We start from the raw sequence: 15,618 nt of genomic DNA, 5'->3' as shown, positions 1-15,618 counted from the left end.
CTCCATTAACGGGATTTTTCCCGTTGTTCAGGCCGATCCACCTCATACCCACTCCATTAACGGGATTTTTCCCGTTGTTCAGGCCGATCTACTCTCATACCCACTCCATTAACGGGATTTTTCCCGTTGTTCAGGCCGATCTACTCTCATACCCACTCCATTAACGGGATTTTTCCCGTTGTTCAGGCCGATCTACTCTCATACTCACTCCATTAACGGGATTTTTCCCGTTGTTATGAACATTTCACCTTCCGCGAGCGGAATCAGAGGCACTTTTGCTCTTGATTCGCCCATTCCGCTCCATATCAGCGGAATCAAAGGCCTTTTTGCCCTTGGCTTGTCACACTTTCCCCCTTCCCTCCCCTTTCCCCGGCCGATCCACCTACCAAAAAAGCAGGTTCCCCTGAAACCGGGTGAACCTGCTTTTTGATTCGGCTGCACGCCGAGGCTATTTCCAGCTATTCCAGCTGTCTACAGCTTCAGCCGGTATACCGCCTTATTTTCCAGTCCTCTGATAAAAGGAGTCCATTCCTCGGTTTCCGGCGTCGTATCGAGCGCATCCTCAACCATCTGCAGCTTAGCATCCATCGCATCGATATGATGCAGGGCAACTGCTTCGGCCGTCTGCGGCTGTACCGGACTGCCCCATTCACCCAGATTGTGATGGGAGAGGACGAGATGCTGGAGCGCCAGCACCTTTTCCGACTCCAGCTCAATCCCTGTGCGGATAGCAGCCTCAGTTATCCAGTTCGACGCCATGGAAATGTGGCCGATCAGCTTGCCCTGCACACTGTAATCCGAGACGATGCCGAAGCTTGAAATCATCTCCTCCGGCTTGGCGATATCATGCAGAATAATCCCTGCCCGCATGAGATCAGGGTTCAGGAACGGGCGCTGCTTGCACAGGAATTCACCGATTTCCAGCATCCGCACCATATGATAGGCCAGTCCGGCGTAGTAGGCATGATGATATGTTTTGGCAGCCGGATAGTGCATCAGCTTTTCCTCAACCTTGCCTACACAAAAGGCAACAATTGCAGCAATTTCAGCATCGCGGATACTGGACATTGCCCCTTTAATCGTATGCAGCAGATCCACCGGACGGATCGGGGCTGAACGGATAAACTCAGTCAGGGACACGCCGTCCGATTCATCTGCCAGCCGCATTTTGGTAACCTTAACCTGCAGCTTTTCACGGTAGGTGTGGGCAATCCCGCGGACCTTTACCAGCGCCATCGGAAAAAAGGTCTCCTTGTCCGTAGTACTGGCATCCCAGAACTTGGCGGAGATCTGACCGCTGGAGTCACCTAATACAATATCGAAATAATCCTTTGGAGGAGTGCCGTTCGTTTGTTTGATTGCCAGCTCTCTGAGCAGATAAAACCCGGTAAATTCTTCCTGTGGAGATAGCTGTTTGATAAGTGTCATGTTGGAGCCTCCCGTTATTAACAGGCTAACACCTGCTGTATATAGTAAACTTTAGACATTGTCGGTGAAATCCCTTTAACTACTATACGAATCTCATACTGAAATATGCCGCAGTTACATTAAGTCTACTATAATATACCCGAATAATACACCAAAAGGGGCCGCCCCCCGCCATTTGCACGGCTGAGGGCAACCCCTTGCTTATACTGGTTAATGCTTACTTGCCTGCTGCTTCAAGAGCCGCTTTGATAGCTTCTACTGCTTTGGCAGAAACGGCTTTTTCAGCATCGTTAGCACCGAATGCCGCTGCTTTGTAACCGTATTTGTGCAGGCTGTTGCCGGTCGAAGTGGACTCAATTTCACTCTTCACCGCAAGCTGGGCGGCTGTCAGATATTCCGGAGTCTTCACTTTACCGTTAGCATCCAGATAGTACACAAGCATTGCTACAGGAACATTGTTCTTCACAGTAACCATAACGTTTACGGATTTATCAGTGCTTGCACCGATGAAAATACCGTTAAAGTATGCTGCTTTGTGCGCTTCTTCAACTTCAGCTTTACCATAAGCTCTGTCTACTGCCGCTTTCAGTGCGTTGCTGCTGCTTGTTGCGCCGGATACGGCATCAACCTGCTGAACGCCTTCTCTTGTACCGGCAGCAAGGAAGCTTGCTGTCAGCTGCGGGATCGCTTTTTGCACTTCTGCATAAGCGGCTTTGCCCAGGTCTACCATGTTCATGCCCACGCGGGACAGTACTACATTTACGATCTTGCCGTTACGCAGGGTAACGTCTGCTTTGTTGGTGCCTTTATCATAAGCATCACCGTATGCAGTGAATGTGCCGTCTTTGTATTCGCCTTGTACCTTGGATGCATTAACCAGAGCATCTGTCAGTGCTGCTCTTGCTGCAGCGGAGAGAGCTTCCTGGCCTGTAACATCAGCAAGTGCTGTGCCTTTATCAAGCAGGCCTGCTTTCAGCTGGTCTGCCAGTGCTTTTTGCTCTGCAGTCAGTTTGGCGTCTGCAATCAGCTTGCCGTCAGTGCCAAACAGGCTCAGCGTAAGGCCGGTTACTTCATCTGCTTCAATATCAACCAGCAGCATGATTTTGGACTGGTTATCCACACCTGCAAATTTACCGTCGAAATATTGTCCTTCGGAAGGGACCTTAAGTGCTTTATCGAATGCTCTTTCTACAGCCTGATTCCAGCCGTGGCTGCTTTCGGTAGCACCGGAGATACCGTCAACCTTCTCATCGTAATTAGCAATATAAGAGCCGTTAGCAAGCAATTTAGCAGTCATTGGGGCATTTGCTTTTACCACTTCAGCATAAGCAGTTGCACCTCTGTCAATAAGGTTGGTGCCAAGTCTGTACAGCTTAACATCCACCAGCTTGCCGTTACGGATTACGATATCCGCCTTCTCTACGCCTACGCTTCTTGCTGTACCGTAGGAAGAATAGAATCCGTCAACATAAGCAGAAGTGTTGTTGATTACAGCGTTCTGCTCTGCATCCCAGAATGCGTTGATTGCAGCTCTGGATTCCACTTCATAGCCTGGAACCGCCTGTGCGGAGGAACCCTTAGCCAGCAGTGCAGGCGTGATGGCTGCGATTGCAGCGGTCTGCTCTGCAGTGTAGGTTTTTTCGTCTACGAAATCACCGGCAGCAGTCAGCGGGTACAGCTTAACTGCAGTAAGGCTGTTCTCATCATAGCTTGCAAATACAGCGTATTTGCCTTCAGGGTCGATACCCATGTGGTCACCTGCAAAATATGTAGCGTCAGCAGGCTTCACTTCAAGCGCTCTGGCAAATGCTCTGTCAATCGACAGCTTCCAGCCGTTGCTGGTGCGGGTTGCGCCGGATACGGCATCAACTGCTGCTGCGCCGTCTCTTGTTTTGCCGAGCAGCTTATCCTTCATCAGGCTGTAAGCAGCCCATACGCCGCTGTAGTTGTCGCGGACATTGCGGTCGATCAGCTTAGGACTGGTTCTCATCAGTTCAAGATCAGCAATTTTACCGTCCTTGATGGTAACCTTAGCGCCTTCAGTTCCCTTGGAGTAAGCATTGCCGTAAGCAACATAGACTCCGTCTTTATATACGTTTTCTTTAACGGTTACAGGTTTAGCGGTTGCAACCGGTTTTGATGTTGCTTTAGCAGTTGCTGCCGGTTTTACGTTTGCTGCCGGTTTTACGGTTGCTGCCGGTTTTACGGTTGCTGCCGGTTTTACTGTTGCAGCAGGCTTAGCAGTTGCCGCAGGTTTAACTGTCGCTTTTGGTGTTGCAGCAGGCTTTTCTGTGGCTTTTGGCGTTGGCTTAGCAGTTGGTTTAGCTGTAGCCTTTGGTGTCGGCTTCGCAGTTGGTTTAGCAGCCGGTTTAGCTGTAGCTGCCGGTGCCGGTGCCTCCTCCGAAGCGGCCGATACGGCATCCACAGTCAGCTTCAGAGCCGGTGCATTAATAGTGTAAGCAAATGGCGCAAGCAGCAGGGCTGCGCTGATAGTCAAAGAAAATAGTTTTTTCAAGGCGTGCTCTCCTTTACCTAATCCCCAGTAGTATATAGCTTTTTAATACGATCCTCCTGCCAATCCTCTACCTGTCCTTTCTTACGAAGAACAGCCTGTTTCTTCATAAGAGAACATCCCCCCTCTCCCAATCGTTCATGACCCGTTTCCTCTGTCTTTAGATGCTGGCTACTTTTGTCTGCTATTGCCGGATGCATAAGGTGAAAAAAATCACATAAAAGGTGAATTAATTCACATAAATTTTCAAAACCTCAGTGAGGTGATTTCTGGCTTGATGGTAACAAATCCCGGCTTCCTTTCTCTGTATATAAAATCACACACCCTATAAGAAACATCACTATTTGACCTTAACATGAAAAAAATATTTCAACTAACTCTCAAAATCTCCCATTTCCTCCGTCTTATGATAATCCAATGATTTTATGTATTGTATGCTTGACGATAAATATGATATTTTTAAACGATGTCATGTTTATAAAAAGGAGCAAACGCCACAATGAACCAGCCGTTAATCGGAGTCATTCTCGCCCAAATCGGAACACCTGATGCGCCAGACGCTAAGGCTGTGCGCCCTTATCTGCGCAGATTCCTGTCGGACCGCCGGATCATTGATTATCCCCCACTGCTCTGGCAGCCCCTGCTGCGGGGTATCATTCTGCGTGTACGTCCGCGAAAGTCCGCAGCGCTCTACAGCTCCATCTGGCACAAGGACGGATCGCCTCTGCTTCTGCATTCGCAGGCCCAGAAGAATGCCCTGCAGACGCTGCTGGGAAGCCGCTTCCGGGTCGAGCTCGGGCTCGCCTACAGTGAACCGGGAATGAAGCAGGCTGTAGCGGCACTTGAGACTGCCGGAGTACAGCGGATTATAATCGTCCCTTTATTCCCGCAATACTCTTCTACAACTACTGCATCTGTCTACGATGCCGCCTGCTTCGCCGCGCTTGGCAGAAACAGTGCCTCAGGTCCGGTAACGAAACGCTTCGTTCCAGCCCTTCGTTTTATAGATACATATTATAATGCACCGGGATATATATCAGCTATGAAGCAGCATTTGCTCAGACAACTTGCACTATCAGATACAGCACCTGATTTCGCGGTCCTTTCCTTTCACGGAATACCCCGCAGATACGCCGAGACAGGTGATCCCTATCCTCAGCAGTGCCATGAAACTGCCCGCCTGCTGGCAGAGGCGATGGGCTGGGAACCGGACCGCTGGCAGATCAGCTTCCAGTCAAGGTTCGGCCGGGAGGAATGGGTCGGCCCTTCCACTGAAGAGGTACTGAAAGGTCTGGCCGGACGGGGAATCCGGAGGCCGATGATTTTTTCACCGGGCCTGGTGACGGACTGTCTTGAGACGCTGCATGAGCTTTCCGTGGAGGGGCGTGAATTCTATGCTTCAGGCGGCGGAGACGCAGAAGGCTTCCTCGCTGTCCCTTGCCTTAACGACAGCCCGGAATGGCTCGATTTTCTGGCCGCTATGGTCGAGGAGAATGCCAGGGGCTGGCTGCCGGCAGCTGAGTCTGTGAACCTTTACTGATTCTTTTTCTCCGATAAAATCCACACAAAAAGCCGCGGCCTCCGTCATTACAGCACAGGAGCACGCGGCTTATGATAATAGATCTTCAAGACTTTAGGCTTAATTTCAGACAGATAGCCAGGCTTAAGCGGTCAATTGTTTGAATTTGGCAGTCAATTCCTCGAACCACACTTTATCCTGCATGGACAAGGCTAAATCAATCAATTCAGCAATTTCGGCAGGCTGCAGATCAGGGGTATCATTGAAGCTAATCTCTGCTGTCGCTGTTGCCGCACCCTCTGCCCCTTCCGCAAAATCGTAAGAGAATCTGAGCTTAATGTCACTCTCCATAAACTCATTACGGAGGAAATACAGCACCTCGCACATCAGAACCGGTCTGACATGATTTTCGAACACACAATCCATAACCTTTGCCCAGTACTGCTGGTTGCTGAGATGCAGCTTATCATTGGTCAGCAGATATTGCTCACCCTGAAAATCGTTAACAAATCTGAGCTCAACAGGCTCCATTTTGAAGATGCCGGCAATTTGCTTCATTGTGATATTTACAATGTCCTGTGTTCCTAATCTGATCATCTCATACACCCCGTTCCATATATTTAAACTTACAGCAATATGTCTCGTAGTCAGCAATTTCAAACCAATTTTAATTAATTTAAAAGTATTATCGTCCATTTCTGCAGGATTGTTAATGTTTTTTATTATTTTCGACAACAAAATGTTTCAAATTGTGATAAATCGGTTAATATTATCGCCTTTATGACAGAAATGTAACTATTAGAGCTGTTTGATGCAGGGAAAGGGCCATTTTCCATGGAAATAACTGTTAGTAAAAATATTATGGAGGCGGCACAATGAACAGATTGCGGCTCAAGGATTCTTTTAGAGCGTTTAATGACATTAGCCCCGGAATCGGTGCGATCGCTAACTTAAAAGGGAAAATAGTCTATCAGGATACCCTGGGTCTTGCGAGCTGCGAACATAGGATACCTCTTCAATTGGACAGTGTCTTTAACCTGGCTTCTGTCTCCAAGCCGTTTACCGGCATGGCTATCCTCCAGCTTATGGAACGGGGCGAACTTTGCGCCAAGGATAAGCTGACCCGTTTTATACCGGAGCTGCGGCATTATGCGGGAGAGGTTACTGTCTGTGAGCTGGCCCACCACTCGGCAGGGTTAACAGATTACAATGATCTTTTGTGGCAAAAAGCGCGCCAGAACGCCCTGCACTCTGACAACGCCGAGATTCTCAGCTTACTTACACAGCAGGAGCAGCTCCGCTTCACACCGGGCAGCGCATTTGAGTATTCCAACTCCAACTATGTGCTGCTGGCGCTGATTATCGAGCGGATAACAGGCTTGTCTTTACGGGACTACCTGAAGCAATATATATTCGGGGTCATCGGCATGGAGAACACCACGGTTTTCAATGAAGAACAGCCGGTTATTCTTAACCGTGCTTACGGATATGAGAAATGCGGGGAGAACTGGAAATGCAACTACACGGATACGCTGGCTACCGGTTCAGCCAATGTCTTTTCTTCCTTAGAGGATATGAAAAAGTGGGATGATGCGTTGTACGGCAATCAGCTGCTGGGAGAGGAGGCAAAGCGCGCTCTATTCGCTCCCGGCCTGGACTCTTCCGGCAAGCAGCTAACCGAGTTTTGGGGCGGCTACAGCTACGGCTGGATGATTCAGGAACGCTGCGGCGCTAAAACCATCTGGCATACAGGCGGGGACGCGGGCTTCCGGAGTATTATTGTAAGGTTCTATGAACAGCAGTTCAGTGTGATTCTGCTCAGCAATGCGGCCAGCCTGGATTGGCCGGAGACTTATGCGTTTATTGAACGATTATATGGTGAGTTTCGTTAGACAGGAATCTCAATATAACCCAAGTGGAAAATCTCCACCTAATTTCCCTAAAACCCCCTCTAACAGGAAACTAAGTGGAAAAACGCAACCTAATTTCGCCAAAATTGCCTCCACGCGTTAAATGGTCCGAAATAGATGGCATTTTTCCACTTAATGGTCGCAAACAACGCAAAAAACCGAAATTAAGCAGCGAAAATCCAACTATATTTAAGTTATAAAAATAAGCTATAAAAAAATGCCTCCAGACCGAAACCGGCTGAAGGCATTTTCTATACTATGGGGTTATTTCTACAGGAGCCGGTCAGCAGAATAACGGCACCAGCTGGATACCGTCCTCCGGTGAGATCCGCACCAACCCCTTATCGGAAATCCGCAGCGTCGGGATGACCGCAAGCGCCAGCAGGGACAGTGTCATAAAAGCATAGTTCAGCGTGCAGCCTGCATCATACAATGCCGTGCTGATTGCCGCGGACTGGGCCGCCGCCACTTCGAACGGCTCTGCGGACATCAGTCCGGCGATAGCCAGCGGGAATAACGTGGTTCCTGCCGCCGTTATTACAGCCACACCGCCTTGGGCTTCTGCAACGGCAGCTGCCGCTTTTGCCATCAGAGCATCGTCGTTACCGATTACCAGCACATTGTGGCTGTCATGGGCTACCGTCATCGCAATCGCTGCAGGCTCATGGAAGCCGATTCCTTCAACCACACCGACGGATTTGTTGCCGGTCCCCTTATGCCGCTCGAACACGGCGATTTTGCAGAGGCTCCCGCCGACCTGCAGCTCACCGTTCTCAACAGGCAGCTGAACGATCAGTTCCTCCGTCTCCACATGGTTCTCAATGACCTTGATTACCCGGGTAGCCAGGCTGCCCGACTCTACCGGAGCATGGATGATGAAATCCTCAGGCACCGGCAGCTGCTGCAGATGAACAGAGGCGCGTACTTCCCCGGGATAGGTATAGACCGGAAGCTCAGCCGTCATAATGCCGTTCTCAGCCACCACTACACCGGCCGCAATGGTCGTCACTACGTTCACATCAGCCAGATTCCCGTCCAGCAGAATAATATCCGCGCAGGAGCCCGGCGTAATCGAACCGATATCACGGGCCACCCCGAAGCGTTCCGCAGTGTTAATCGTCGCCATCTGGAAGGCGGTAACCGGCCTTAGCCCTTGGGAAATCGCATGTCTTACGACAAAATCCATATGTCCCTCATCCCGCAGCGACTCCGAGCTCCGGTCATCGGTAACGAGCATCATCCGGCGCGGGTCAAGCCCGTGCTCTGTATGCGCAGCAATCGTCTTGGCTACATCATGCCAGGCGGAGCCGCGGCGCATTTTGGCGTACATTCCCAGCCGCACTCGTTCGATAACATCCTCTGCCGTTACACATTCATGGTCACCTGTAACGCCAGCAGCAGCATAGACCGGAAGCCTCCAGTCGCTGGATGGCCAGGTGAAGTGCCCGTCAACATATCGTCCGGCGCGCAGCGTCGCCTGGATTTCACCGATCATTTTGTCATCCCCGTAGACAACACCCGGGAAATTCATCACCTCACCGAGGGCAATAACATCTTCTCCCCAGGTGTAGGCCTCTGCTATCTCAGCCGGTCCCAGCGAAGCGCCGGTTGTTTCGAATTCAGCACCTGCAGACGGTACACAAGACGCTACCTGCATGTAGGCTGCAAGCGGCGTGCCGCGCATCTCATCCAGCATCAGCTTAATGCCCTTCAGCCCGAATACATTGGCAATTTCGTGTGCATCAAAGAACCCGCCGGTCGTGCCCAGCGGCAGCACTGCCCGGGCAAATTCCGTCACCGTCAGCTGTGTACTCTCAATATGGCAGTGGCCGTCAAGCAATCCGGGAGCGATGTATTTGCCTGCCGCTTCGATAATCCGGGTATTCCCGCCGATTGTATGTGAGACATCCTTGCCGACATAAGCAATGCGCCCCCCTTGTACCGCAACAGACATGCCCTCCAGTATTTCACCGGAAACCACATTGACCAGCTTTCCTCCCCTGATCACCAGCGATGCCTTCTGATCTCCGCGTGCTGTAGCCACCAGCTCAGGCACACAATCCGCCAAAGGCTTTCTTTTGAATGTCATGACTTCCACTCCCTCCGGTTTGCTTCTATTTTAATAAAAACGGCTATGCCGCCCCTCGCGGGACGCTAGCCGTTTCCTGGGTGAAGCCGGGACAGTCCGGATTAGCCGGGCCGCCCGCAAGCATCATAATCGTATTTCTCCAGTTGCCGTTCAGAAGATTATCTACCTTTTGGCTCATATACGTCAAGTGCCGCCTGGACGCCAAGTCCGGGGGAAAGATCGCAGCCATGCCGCAAAAGTGTTGCCTCAAGCGCTCCGAGTACACGCAGCACATTATTTTCACGGCAGCTGAACCCCATTGTGCCGATACGCCAAATTTTCCCTTTTAGCGGACCAAATGAGCTGGCGATCTCAATCCCGAAATGATCAAGCAGCATGGTACGCACAGACTCTCCGTCAATGCCATCGGGAATCTGCACGCAGGCCACCACGGTCAGCTTACAATCCGGATCACCATATAGTGTAAGCCCCATCGCCGTAAGTCCCGTAATCAGCGCCTGTTCATGCAGGGCATGCCTCTCATGCCGCGCCGTAAGCCCTTCTTCCAGCACCAGCCGCAGGCCCTCCCGCAGCGCATAGAGCATTGAGGTCATCTCTGTATGATGATTCAGCCGCTGGGGGCTCCAGTAATCCTGAAGCATGCTTAAGTCAAAATAATTGCTGCGCACAGGCGGCAGCTCCCCTGCCTCGAAATCGCCAGTCCGGAGCCCGCGCTCAACCTGCTTACGCTTCAGCAGCTTGGCTTCTGCCCGTTCATTATACGTAACCGGAGCCATTCCGGAAGGAATAGACAAGCATTTCTGCGTCCCGCCGATAACGGCATCGAGCATCCATTCATCCGTCTCTACAGGCACGCCGCCGATCGTAGCCACAGCATCGACAATCAGCAGTGCATCCTGCTCCCGGCAGGCCCGCCCGATCTCTGCCAGCGGCTGCATCCGTCCCGTAGACGTTTCACCGTGGACAATAGCCACTACATCCGGCTTGAAGCTGCGGAGTGCAGAGATCACTTCCTCCGGTTCAAATACGCTGCCCCATTCTTTCTCTATCGTATACACCTCGGCTCCGCAGCGTTCCGCGATTTCATGCAGCAGATGGCCGAACCTGCCAAAGATCGGAATAAGCACCCGGTCGCCCGGTGCAATCAGACTGACCATTACAGCTTCAATGCCGGAACGGGAAGTTCCGTCAACCGGAAAAGCCCATTTATTGTCCGTCTTAAACAGCTCGCGCAGCATCTCCATCGTCTCATTCATAATATCCGTAAATTCGGGATCAAACTGGCCCAGCACCGGAAAAGACATTGCCCGCAGTACACGCGGATCAACCTCAACCGGCCCCGGGGTCATAATACACCGCAAGGACGGCGACAAATCTTCATACCGCTTCATGCAAACCTCTCCCTCTGATGTTCAGCTTTCTTTATAGGCAAGCTCATATAATGCGGCAGTAAGCAGGTTTAGACCGGCAGCCAGCTCCTCCGGTGAAGAATACTCCTCCGGAGAGTGGCTGATGCCCGCCCTGCTCGGCACAAAGATCATTGCCGTAGGACATATAGGGGCAAAGAGCTGGGCATCATGGCCTGCTCCGCTCACCATACTACGGAAGCTTCTTCCTTGCTGGCGTGCTATATGCTCAAGCTGCTGATTTAATCCCGTGTCCATAGGCGCAGGAGATGTAGCCAGAGTAGCCGTAACCTGCAAGGTAAGCCCACGCTTCGCGGCAAGCCCTGCAAACACATCCAGAATGAAGGAACAAAAGTGCTCCAGCGCCTCAGCTTCGCTATGCCGGATATCGAGTGTAAACTGCACTTCACCCGGTATAACATTTGGCGTCCCCGGTGCCGCCTCCAGCTTCCCGCAGGTAGCTACCAGCGGATCACCGGCTGCAATTGCCGCCTGCTCCATTGCCAGCAGCATCTCCGCAGCTCCGGCAAGCGCATCGCGGCGCAGTCCCATAGGTGTGGTGCCGGCATGGTTGGTGCTGCCGGCAACCTTTACACTATACCGCCGCTGTCCGGCGATTGCTTCTACGATCCCGATATCCAGCGCTGCTTGCTCCAGCACAATACCCTGCTCGATATGAAGTTCAACAAATGCCCCGATATCCTCTCTGAGAGGCGTCCCCCCTCCTGCATAACCAGCTGCGGCTGCAGCCCCGCGGTCTTCCGGCCTGCACGCCAATCCGCAGCCCGCCATAGCTGAAGCGATTGTCACTCCCGCAGAGTCAGCACACCGCTCTGCTTCACTTCCGTCATACAGCCCGGTCACATTGCCCGAGCCCCAATAGGCAAGCGGAAAGCGGCTGCCTTCCTCCTCGCAAAAGGCAACGGCCTCTATCGTCCGCAGCGGCTGTCCGAAGTTCTGTATCAGGTAGTGGAGCGCAGTAACAGCAGCAGCAATCCCATAGGCACCGTCATAATGTCCGCCGTTCAGCACGGTATCAATATGAGAGCCTGTTAAGATGACTTTAGCGGCCGGCTGCGAGCCTGTAAACCTTCCGTAGACATTACCGACTCCGTCCGTCCTGACCCCCATCCCGAGCGCAGCCATTCTCTCCTGCAGAAACCGCTGTGCCTGCAGCCATTCCGGGGTGTAGAGGAGACGGGATACCCCCGGCCCCGGAGCACTGAAGGCGGCAAGCTCCTCCAGCAGCTCCATCATCTGTTCCGCCGGAACGTTAATAACCGGCGCACTCATCGGGAGAACCGCCCTTCGTTGACACGCAGCCATTCACCGCCGTCTTCAGCAAGCAGTCCGTCCTCTGCAGTGTATACCACGGACCCGCGGCTAAGGGTTGCTTTGACTTTACAGGACAAAGTCATACCCGCATAAGGACTGTACTTATGGCGGTACAGGAGATCTTCCGCCTTGAGCGTGTAGGAACAGTCAGGGTCCAGCAGCACCAGATCAGCATCCAGTCCCGTAGCAATTGAACCCTTGCGGTGATCCAGCCCGAACCGCCGGGCCGGCTGCTCCGCCAGCAGCGCCGCAATCTGTGTAACCGGCAGGCCGCGCTTATTCACACCTTCATGGAACATGAGCTCCAGGCTGCTCTGCGCCCCGGAGATACCGCCCCAGGCTTCAAAGAAGCTAAGGCCCGGATCAAGCTTCAGCTCCGGCGGGCACGGGGAATGGTCAGAGGCAATCAGCTCAATGCGCCCGTCAGCCAGCACCTGCCACAGCTTCTCCTGCTCTCCGGGACTGCGCAGCGGCGGTGCGCATTTAGCCAGCGCACCCAGCTCCTCCAGACTGTTCTCATTCAGAACCAGATAATGCGGGCAGGTCTCCGCCGATACATCGAGCCCGCGCAGCTTCGCTTCATGGATCATATCAATCGCTGCCGCCGTGCTGATATGCACAAAGTGCAGCCGGCAGCCCGTACGCTCACTGTACAGCAGCGCTCTCGCCACTGCTTCAAGCTCAGCCTTCGCCGGACGGGAGGCGGCGAAGTCCCGCGCACCGGTCCGCCCGCGGCGTACTGCGTCGGCAGACAGCGTTGCTGTCATCTCCTCACTCTCCGCATGCAGTGCCAGAATCCCCCCAAAGGCAGCAATCCGCTGCATTCCCTGATACAGGGTATCATCATCCACCTCACGGAAGCGCCCTTCCCCTTCACCGCCGGGATTGGAGATGAATGCTTTGAAGCCGGTAACTCCGGCGGCAGCCAGCTCCTCCAGCTCCTCCAGATTGCCGGGAACAAGTCCGCCCCACAGCACATAATCAACAGCGGAGTTCCCGGCTGCCGCTTCGGCCTTGAGCTGGAGCGCAGCCAGATTTACCGTAGGCGGATTGCCGTTAAGCGGCATATCCGCATAGCAGGTGCAGCCCCCGGCAGCCAGCGCCGCCGAGCCGCTGCGGAAGCCTTCCCAATGTCCAAAGGACGGCTCATTGAAGTGGACATGCATATCAATCATGCCCGGCAGAACATACAGCCCCTCTGCGTCGATGACCCGGGTGTCCGGAAGAGCCGGAAGACTCCCGCCTACTGCAGCTATTTTCCCGTCCTTTACTGCAACATCCCCCTTGACTACTTCTCCGGGCAGCACAACATTCCCGTTCCTGATGATAAGCTCATATGATTCCTTCATGATCCGGTCACCTCCGCCGTCGGTTCTAATTATTATGTCAGCTTCCCCGGTACGTGCTGTACCCTCCGGGTGCTACAAGCAGCGGAACATGATAATGCTCCGCCGGGTTCGTAATCGTAAATCGAATCGGAATCTGTTCGAGAAAAAACTCATCGGGCTCTGCCGCAGTCCCTCCGGCTCCATCCGCAGCCTGTGCTGCTCTGCGGAAATAATCCCCGGCCCAAAACAGCAGCTCGTAGCTGCCGGCTTCCAGCTCGCCGCCGGCCAGCAGCGGGGCATCCAGCCGGCCGTCGCTGTTCGTCACTGCTTCACGCAGCAGCTCACCCGCTCCGCCGTCAAGCTTCCGCAGCTGAAGGGTCATTCCGGCGGCAGGTACGCCGCGCACCAGATCCAGTACATGAGTGGTCAGCCGCCCGCTCATCCTGCCGTCCCCCCGGCTTCCGGCAGCAGATCATGCAGCCGGAAGCCGGTAATCCGGCCGATTTCCTCAAGTGCCTGCTCCCGCTCCTGCTCCAGCGGATGATGCACCCGCTCAGAGATGGCTTCTATAATATCATCCTTGTTTTTGCCCCTTACGGCCAAAATAAACGGAAAACCGAACTTCTCCGTGTAGGCTGCATTCAGCCCGGTAAGCCGTTCGAATTCCTCTGCCGTCAGCCGGTCAAGACCCGCACCCTGCTGCTCCGCCGCCGACAGCGGGGTTACCTGCAGCCTGGTCGCCAGATCCGGATGGGCTCTCAGCAGCTCATCAACCTGACTGCGCGGCGCACTGCGTGCCGTCTGCAGCATTACACGGTGCAGCTCCTCCGCAGAACGGACCGGGAGAAAGGCGTAAGCCTCCTCAGCAACCCAGGGTGAATGTTCAAAAATTCCGCCGAGCGCCTCCACAAACTGCGTCCGGTTCATGCCGTTAATTTGCTCCAATGTTAAGATATCTGTTTCTGCACTCATGCTCCCGCCCGCTTTCCATAGTTTTATTAGCAGCGCAATGATATTTCTCATATAGCTTCAAGGGTAAAAAAAGTCCATTTACTGTATTCAACCGGCCAGAAGTTTGAACTACAATAAATGGATTTTAGTGATTATAACAGATAATTAGACAAAAGCCTCTTTTGTCAGAATCGCTGCTCGCGGATGTAAGGCGTACCCAGTGATTCCGGAGTGCCCGAAGGCTTGTTGCGGTTGCGGTAGCCAAGATACATCAGCACCAGAATCGTGACAATATACGGGATCATTTTAAGGAAATAGGACGGGATACCGCTGCCAAGCAGCTGGATGCGGAAGCCGAGTGAATCCAGTGCCCCGAAGAAGTATGCACAGAAGAGGGCACGCAGCGGATTCCATCTGGCAAAGATCACAAGTCCGACGGCAATCCAGCCGCGGCCGGCCGTCAGGCCTTCATTCCAGGTCGGCGCATAGGCCAGCACCATATCTGCTCCTGCCAGGCCGATCAGTGCAGCACCGGCAGTAACATAGCTATAGCGGATCAGCTGTACCCGGATACCCATAACATCCGCTGTTGCCGGATTATCCCCCACAGCCCGCAGATGCAGCCCCCAGGAGGTATGGTGAATCAGCAGATGCAGCACCAGCACCAGCAGCAGACTGAACCAGGTCAGATAATCCAGCCGTCCGAAAATATCCCCGATGACCGGAATCCCTTCCAGCCAGCTCAAGTTAAGCTTGGGAGAAGTTCCCGGCAGCGGCAGGCCGCTGATCGACTTACCGAGATAGGCGCTCAGTCCGCTCCCGAACAGCGTCATTGCCAGTCCTGACATCGTCTGGTTGGCTCTCAGTGTCACACAGAGGAACGAATGAACCAGACCAAGCAGTGCGGTCACAGCAATAGCTGCGAGCAAGGCCAGCAGCAGATTACCGCTGTTGATATAGACGATACAGGTGCTCACGGCCCCCATCAGCATCAGCCCCTCTGCACCAAGCTGGATGATGCCCGCACGCTCGGTCAGAATACCGCCAAGTGTAGCCAGCAGCAGCGGAGTCCCGGCGGAAATGGCCGCGATCAATAACTGTGTAGTGAAATCCATAGTCTAACTCCCTTCTCTCTAAAGC

13 protein-coding genes are annotated in these 15,618 nt (G+C 53.3%); 2 read left to right on the top strand and 11 right to left on the bottom strand.

Features of this window, described 5'->3' with window-relative positions:
* Positions 1-471 precede the first annotated feature (471 nt).
* Together R70331_RS06420 and R70331_RS06415 are read right to left on the bottom strand one after the other, a co-directional pair.
* A complete protein-coding gene (locus tag R70331_RS06420) occupies positions 472-1,428 on the bottom strand; it encodes a 3'-5' exoribonuclease YhaM family protein (RefSeq protein WP_042173861.1) in 957 nt (318 codons plus the stop codon).
* Between the two features lie 217 nt (positions 1,429-1,645).
* The gene (locus tag R70331_RS06415) at positions 1,646-3,943 is read right to left on the bottom strand and encodes an FMN-binding protein (RefSeq protein ID WP_042173858.1); all 2,298 of its coding nucleotides are present in this window, start codon (positions 3,941-3,943) and stop codon (positions 1,646-1,648) included.
* A gap of 496 nt (positions 3,944-4,439) precedes the next feature.
* Between R70331_RS06415 and hemH the strand changes: the two genes are divergently transcribed.
* A complete protein-coding gene (hemH, locus tag R70331_RS06410; RefSeq protein WP_042173856.1) occupies positions 4,440-5,480 on the top strand; it encodes a ferrochelatase in 1,041 nt (346 codons plus the stop codon).
* A gap of 123 nt (positions 5,481-5,603) precedes the next feature.
* Here the strand turns inward: hemH and R70331_RS06405 are convergent, their stop codons facing one another.
* Positions 5,604-6,056: an IDEAL domain-containing protein gene (locus R70331_RS06405; RefSeq protein WP_042173854.1), complete on the bottom strand. Its 453-nt coding sequence runs from the start codon at positions 6,054-6,056 to the stop codon at positions 5,604-5,606.
* A 278-nt stretch (positions 6,057-6,334) separates the two neighbouring features.
* Here R70331_RS06405 and R70331_RS06400 point away from each other — a divergent pair, with 278 nt between their 5' ends.
* On the top strand, positions 6,335-7,351 hold the full coding sequence (locus R70331_RS06400; RefSeq protein WP_081947492.1) for a serine hydrolase domain-containing protein: 1,017 nt from the start codon (positions 6,335-6,337) through the stop codon (positions 7,349-7,351).
* Positions 7,352-7,652: 301 nt separating this feature from the next.
* On the opposite strand, the gene R70331_RS06395 is transcribed toward R70331_RS06400, so the two are convergent.
* The 8 genes from R70331_RS06395 to R70331_RS06365 form a co-directional block, all read right to left on the bottom strand.
* Positions 7,653-9,458 (bottom strand): adenine deaminase, encoded by a 1,806-nt coding sequence (locus R70331_RS06395; protein ID WP_442950567.1) that lies wholly within the window; start codon positions 9,456-9,458, stop codon positions 7,653-7,655.
* 43 nt (positions 9,459-9,501) lie between these two features.
* A complete protein-coding gene (locus tag R70331_RS32285) occupies positions 9,502-9,636 on the bottom strand; it encodes a hypothetical protein (RefSeq protein WP_269322284.1) in 135 nt (44 codons plus the stop codon).
* On the bottom strand, positions 9,617-10,849 hold the full coding sequence (locus R70331_RS06390; RefSeq protein WP_042173850.1) for a pyridoxal-phosphate-dependent aminotransferase family protein: 1,233 nt from the start codon (positions 10,847-10,849) through the stop codon (positions 9,617-9,619). Before R70331_RS06390 ends, R70331_RS32285 begins: the two co-directional genes overlap by 20 nt.
* Positions 10,850-10,870: 21 nt before the next feature.
* On the bottom strand, positions 10,871-12,157 hold the full coding sequence (locus tag R70331_RS06385) for a Zn-dependent hydrolase (protein WP_042173848.1): 1,287 nt from the start codon (positions 12,155-12,157) through the stop codon (positions 10,871-10,873).
* Positions 12,154-13,548, bottom strand: coding sequence for an allantoinase (locus R70331_RS06380; RefSeq protein WP_042173846.1), 1,395 nt, complete (start codon positions 13,546-13,548; stop codon positions 12,154-12,156). Before R70331_RS06380 ends, R70331_RS06385 begins: the two co-directional genes overlap by 4 nt.
* Positions 13,549-13,585: 37 nt before the next feature.
* Positions 13,586-13,969 carry a hydroxyisourate hydrolase gene (gene uraH, locus R70331_RS06375; protein ID WP_042173844.1) on the bottom strand — a complete coding sequence of 128 codons (384 nt, stop codon included), beginning with the start codon at positions 13,967-13,969 and terminating at the stop codon, positions 13,586-13,588.
* Positions 13,966-14,499, bottom strand: a complete 534-nt coding sequence (uraD, locus tag R70331_RS06370; RefSeq protein WP_042173842.1) for a 2-oxo-4-hydroxy-4-carboxy-5-ureidoimidazoline decarboxylase — start codon at positions 14,497-14,499, stop codon at positions 13,966-13,968. The genes uraH and uraD overlap by 4 nt, the downstream gene beginning before the upstream one ends.
* Before the next feature lie 164 nt (positions 14,500-14,663).
* Positions 14,664-15,593, bottom strand: coding sequence for an ABC transporter permease (locus R70331_RS06365; protein ID WP_042173840.1), 930 nt, complete (start codon positions 15,591-15,593; stop codon positions 14,664-14,666).
* Positions 15,594-15,618: the final 25 nt, after the last annotated feature.

Source organism: Paenibacillus sp. FSL R7-0331, from assembly GCF_000758645.1.
Classification (GTDB): domain Bacteria; phylum Bacillota; class Bacilli; order Paenibacillales; family Paenibacillaceae; genus Paenibacillus_AQ; species Paenibacillus_AQ camerounensis.
Note: the sequence above shows the minus strand (reverse complement) of the source record. Positions and strands in the feature narration are given on the sequence as shown.

What these genes read in the sequence shown, in the direction of transcription:
- R70331_RS06385 (WP_042173848.1), bottom strand. Translation starts at nt 12,157, where the DNA reads ATGAGTGCGCCGGTTATTAACGTTCCGGCGGAACAGATGATGGAGCTG.
- R70331_RS06405 (WP_042173854.1), bottom strand. Translation starts at nt 6,056, where the DNA reads ATGATCAGATTAGGAACACAGGACATTGTAAATATCACAATGAAGCAA.
- uraH (WP_042173844.1), bottom strand. Translation starts at nt 13,969, where the DNA reads ATGAGCGGGCGGCTGACCACTCATGTACTGGATCTGGTGCGCGGCGTA.
- R70331_RS06400 (WP_081947492.1), top strand. Translation starts at nt 6,335, where the DNA reads ATGAACAGATTGCGGCTCAAGGATTCTTTTAGAGCGTTTAATGACATT.
- R70331_RS06365 (WP_042173840.1), bottom strand. Translation starts at nt 15,593, where the DNA reads ATGGATTTCACTACACAGTTATTGATCGCGGCCATTTCCGCCGGGACT.
- R70331_RS06390 (WP_042173850.1), bottom strand. Translation starts at nt 10,849, where the DNA reads ATGAAGCGGTATGAAGATTTGTCGCCGTCCTTGCGGTGTATTATGACC.
- R70331_RS06420 (WP_042173861.1), bottom strand. Translation starts at nt 1,428, where the DNA reads ATGACACTTATCAAACAGCTATCTCCACAGGAAGAATTTACCGGGTTT.
- R70331_RS32285 (WP_269322284.1), bottom strand. Translation starts at nt 9,636, where the DNA reads ATGAGCCAAAAGGTAGATAATCTTCTGAACGGCAACTGGAGAAATACG.
- hemH (WP_042173856.1), top strand. Translation starts at nt 4,440, where the DNA reads ATGAACCAGCCGTTAATCGGAGTCATTCTCGCCCAAATCGGAACACCT.
- R70331_RS06380 (WP_042173846.1), bottom strand. Translation starts at nt 13,548, where the DNA reads ATGAAGGAATCATATGAGCTTATCATCAGGAACGGGAATGTTGTGCTG.
- uraD (WP_042173842.1), bottom strand. Translation starts at nt 14,499, where the DNA reads ATGAGTGCAGAAACAGATATCTTAACATTGGAGCAAATTAACGGCATG.
- R70331_RS06395 (WP_442950567.1), bottom strand. Translation starts at nt 9,458, where the DNA reads ATGACATTCAAAAGAAAGCCTTTGGCGGATTGTGTGCCTGAGCTGGTG.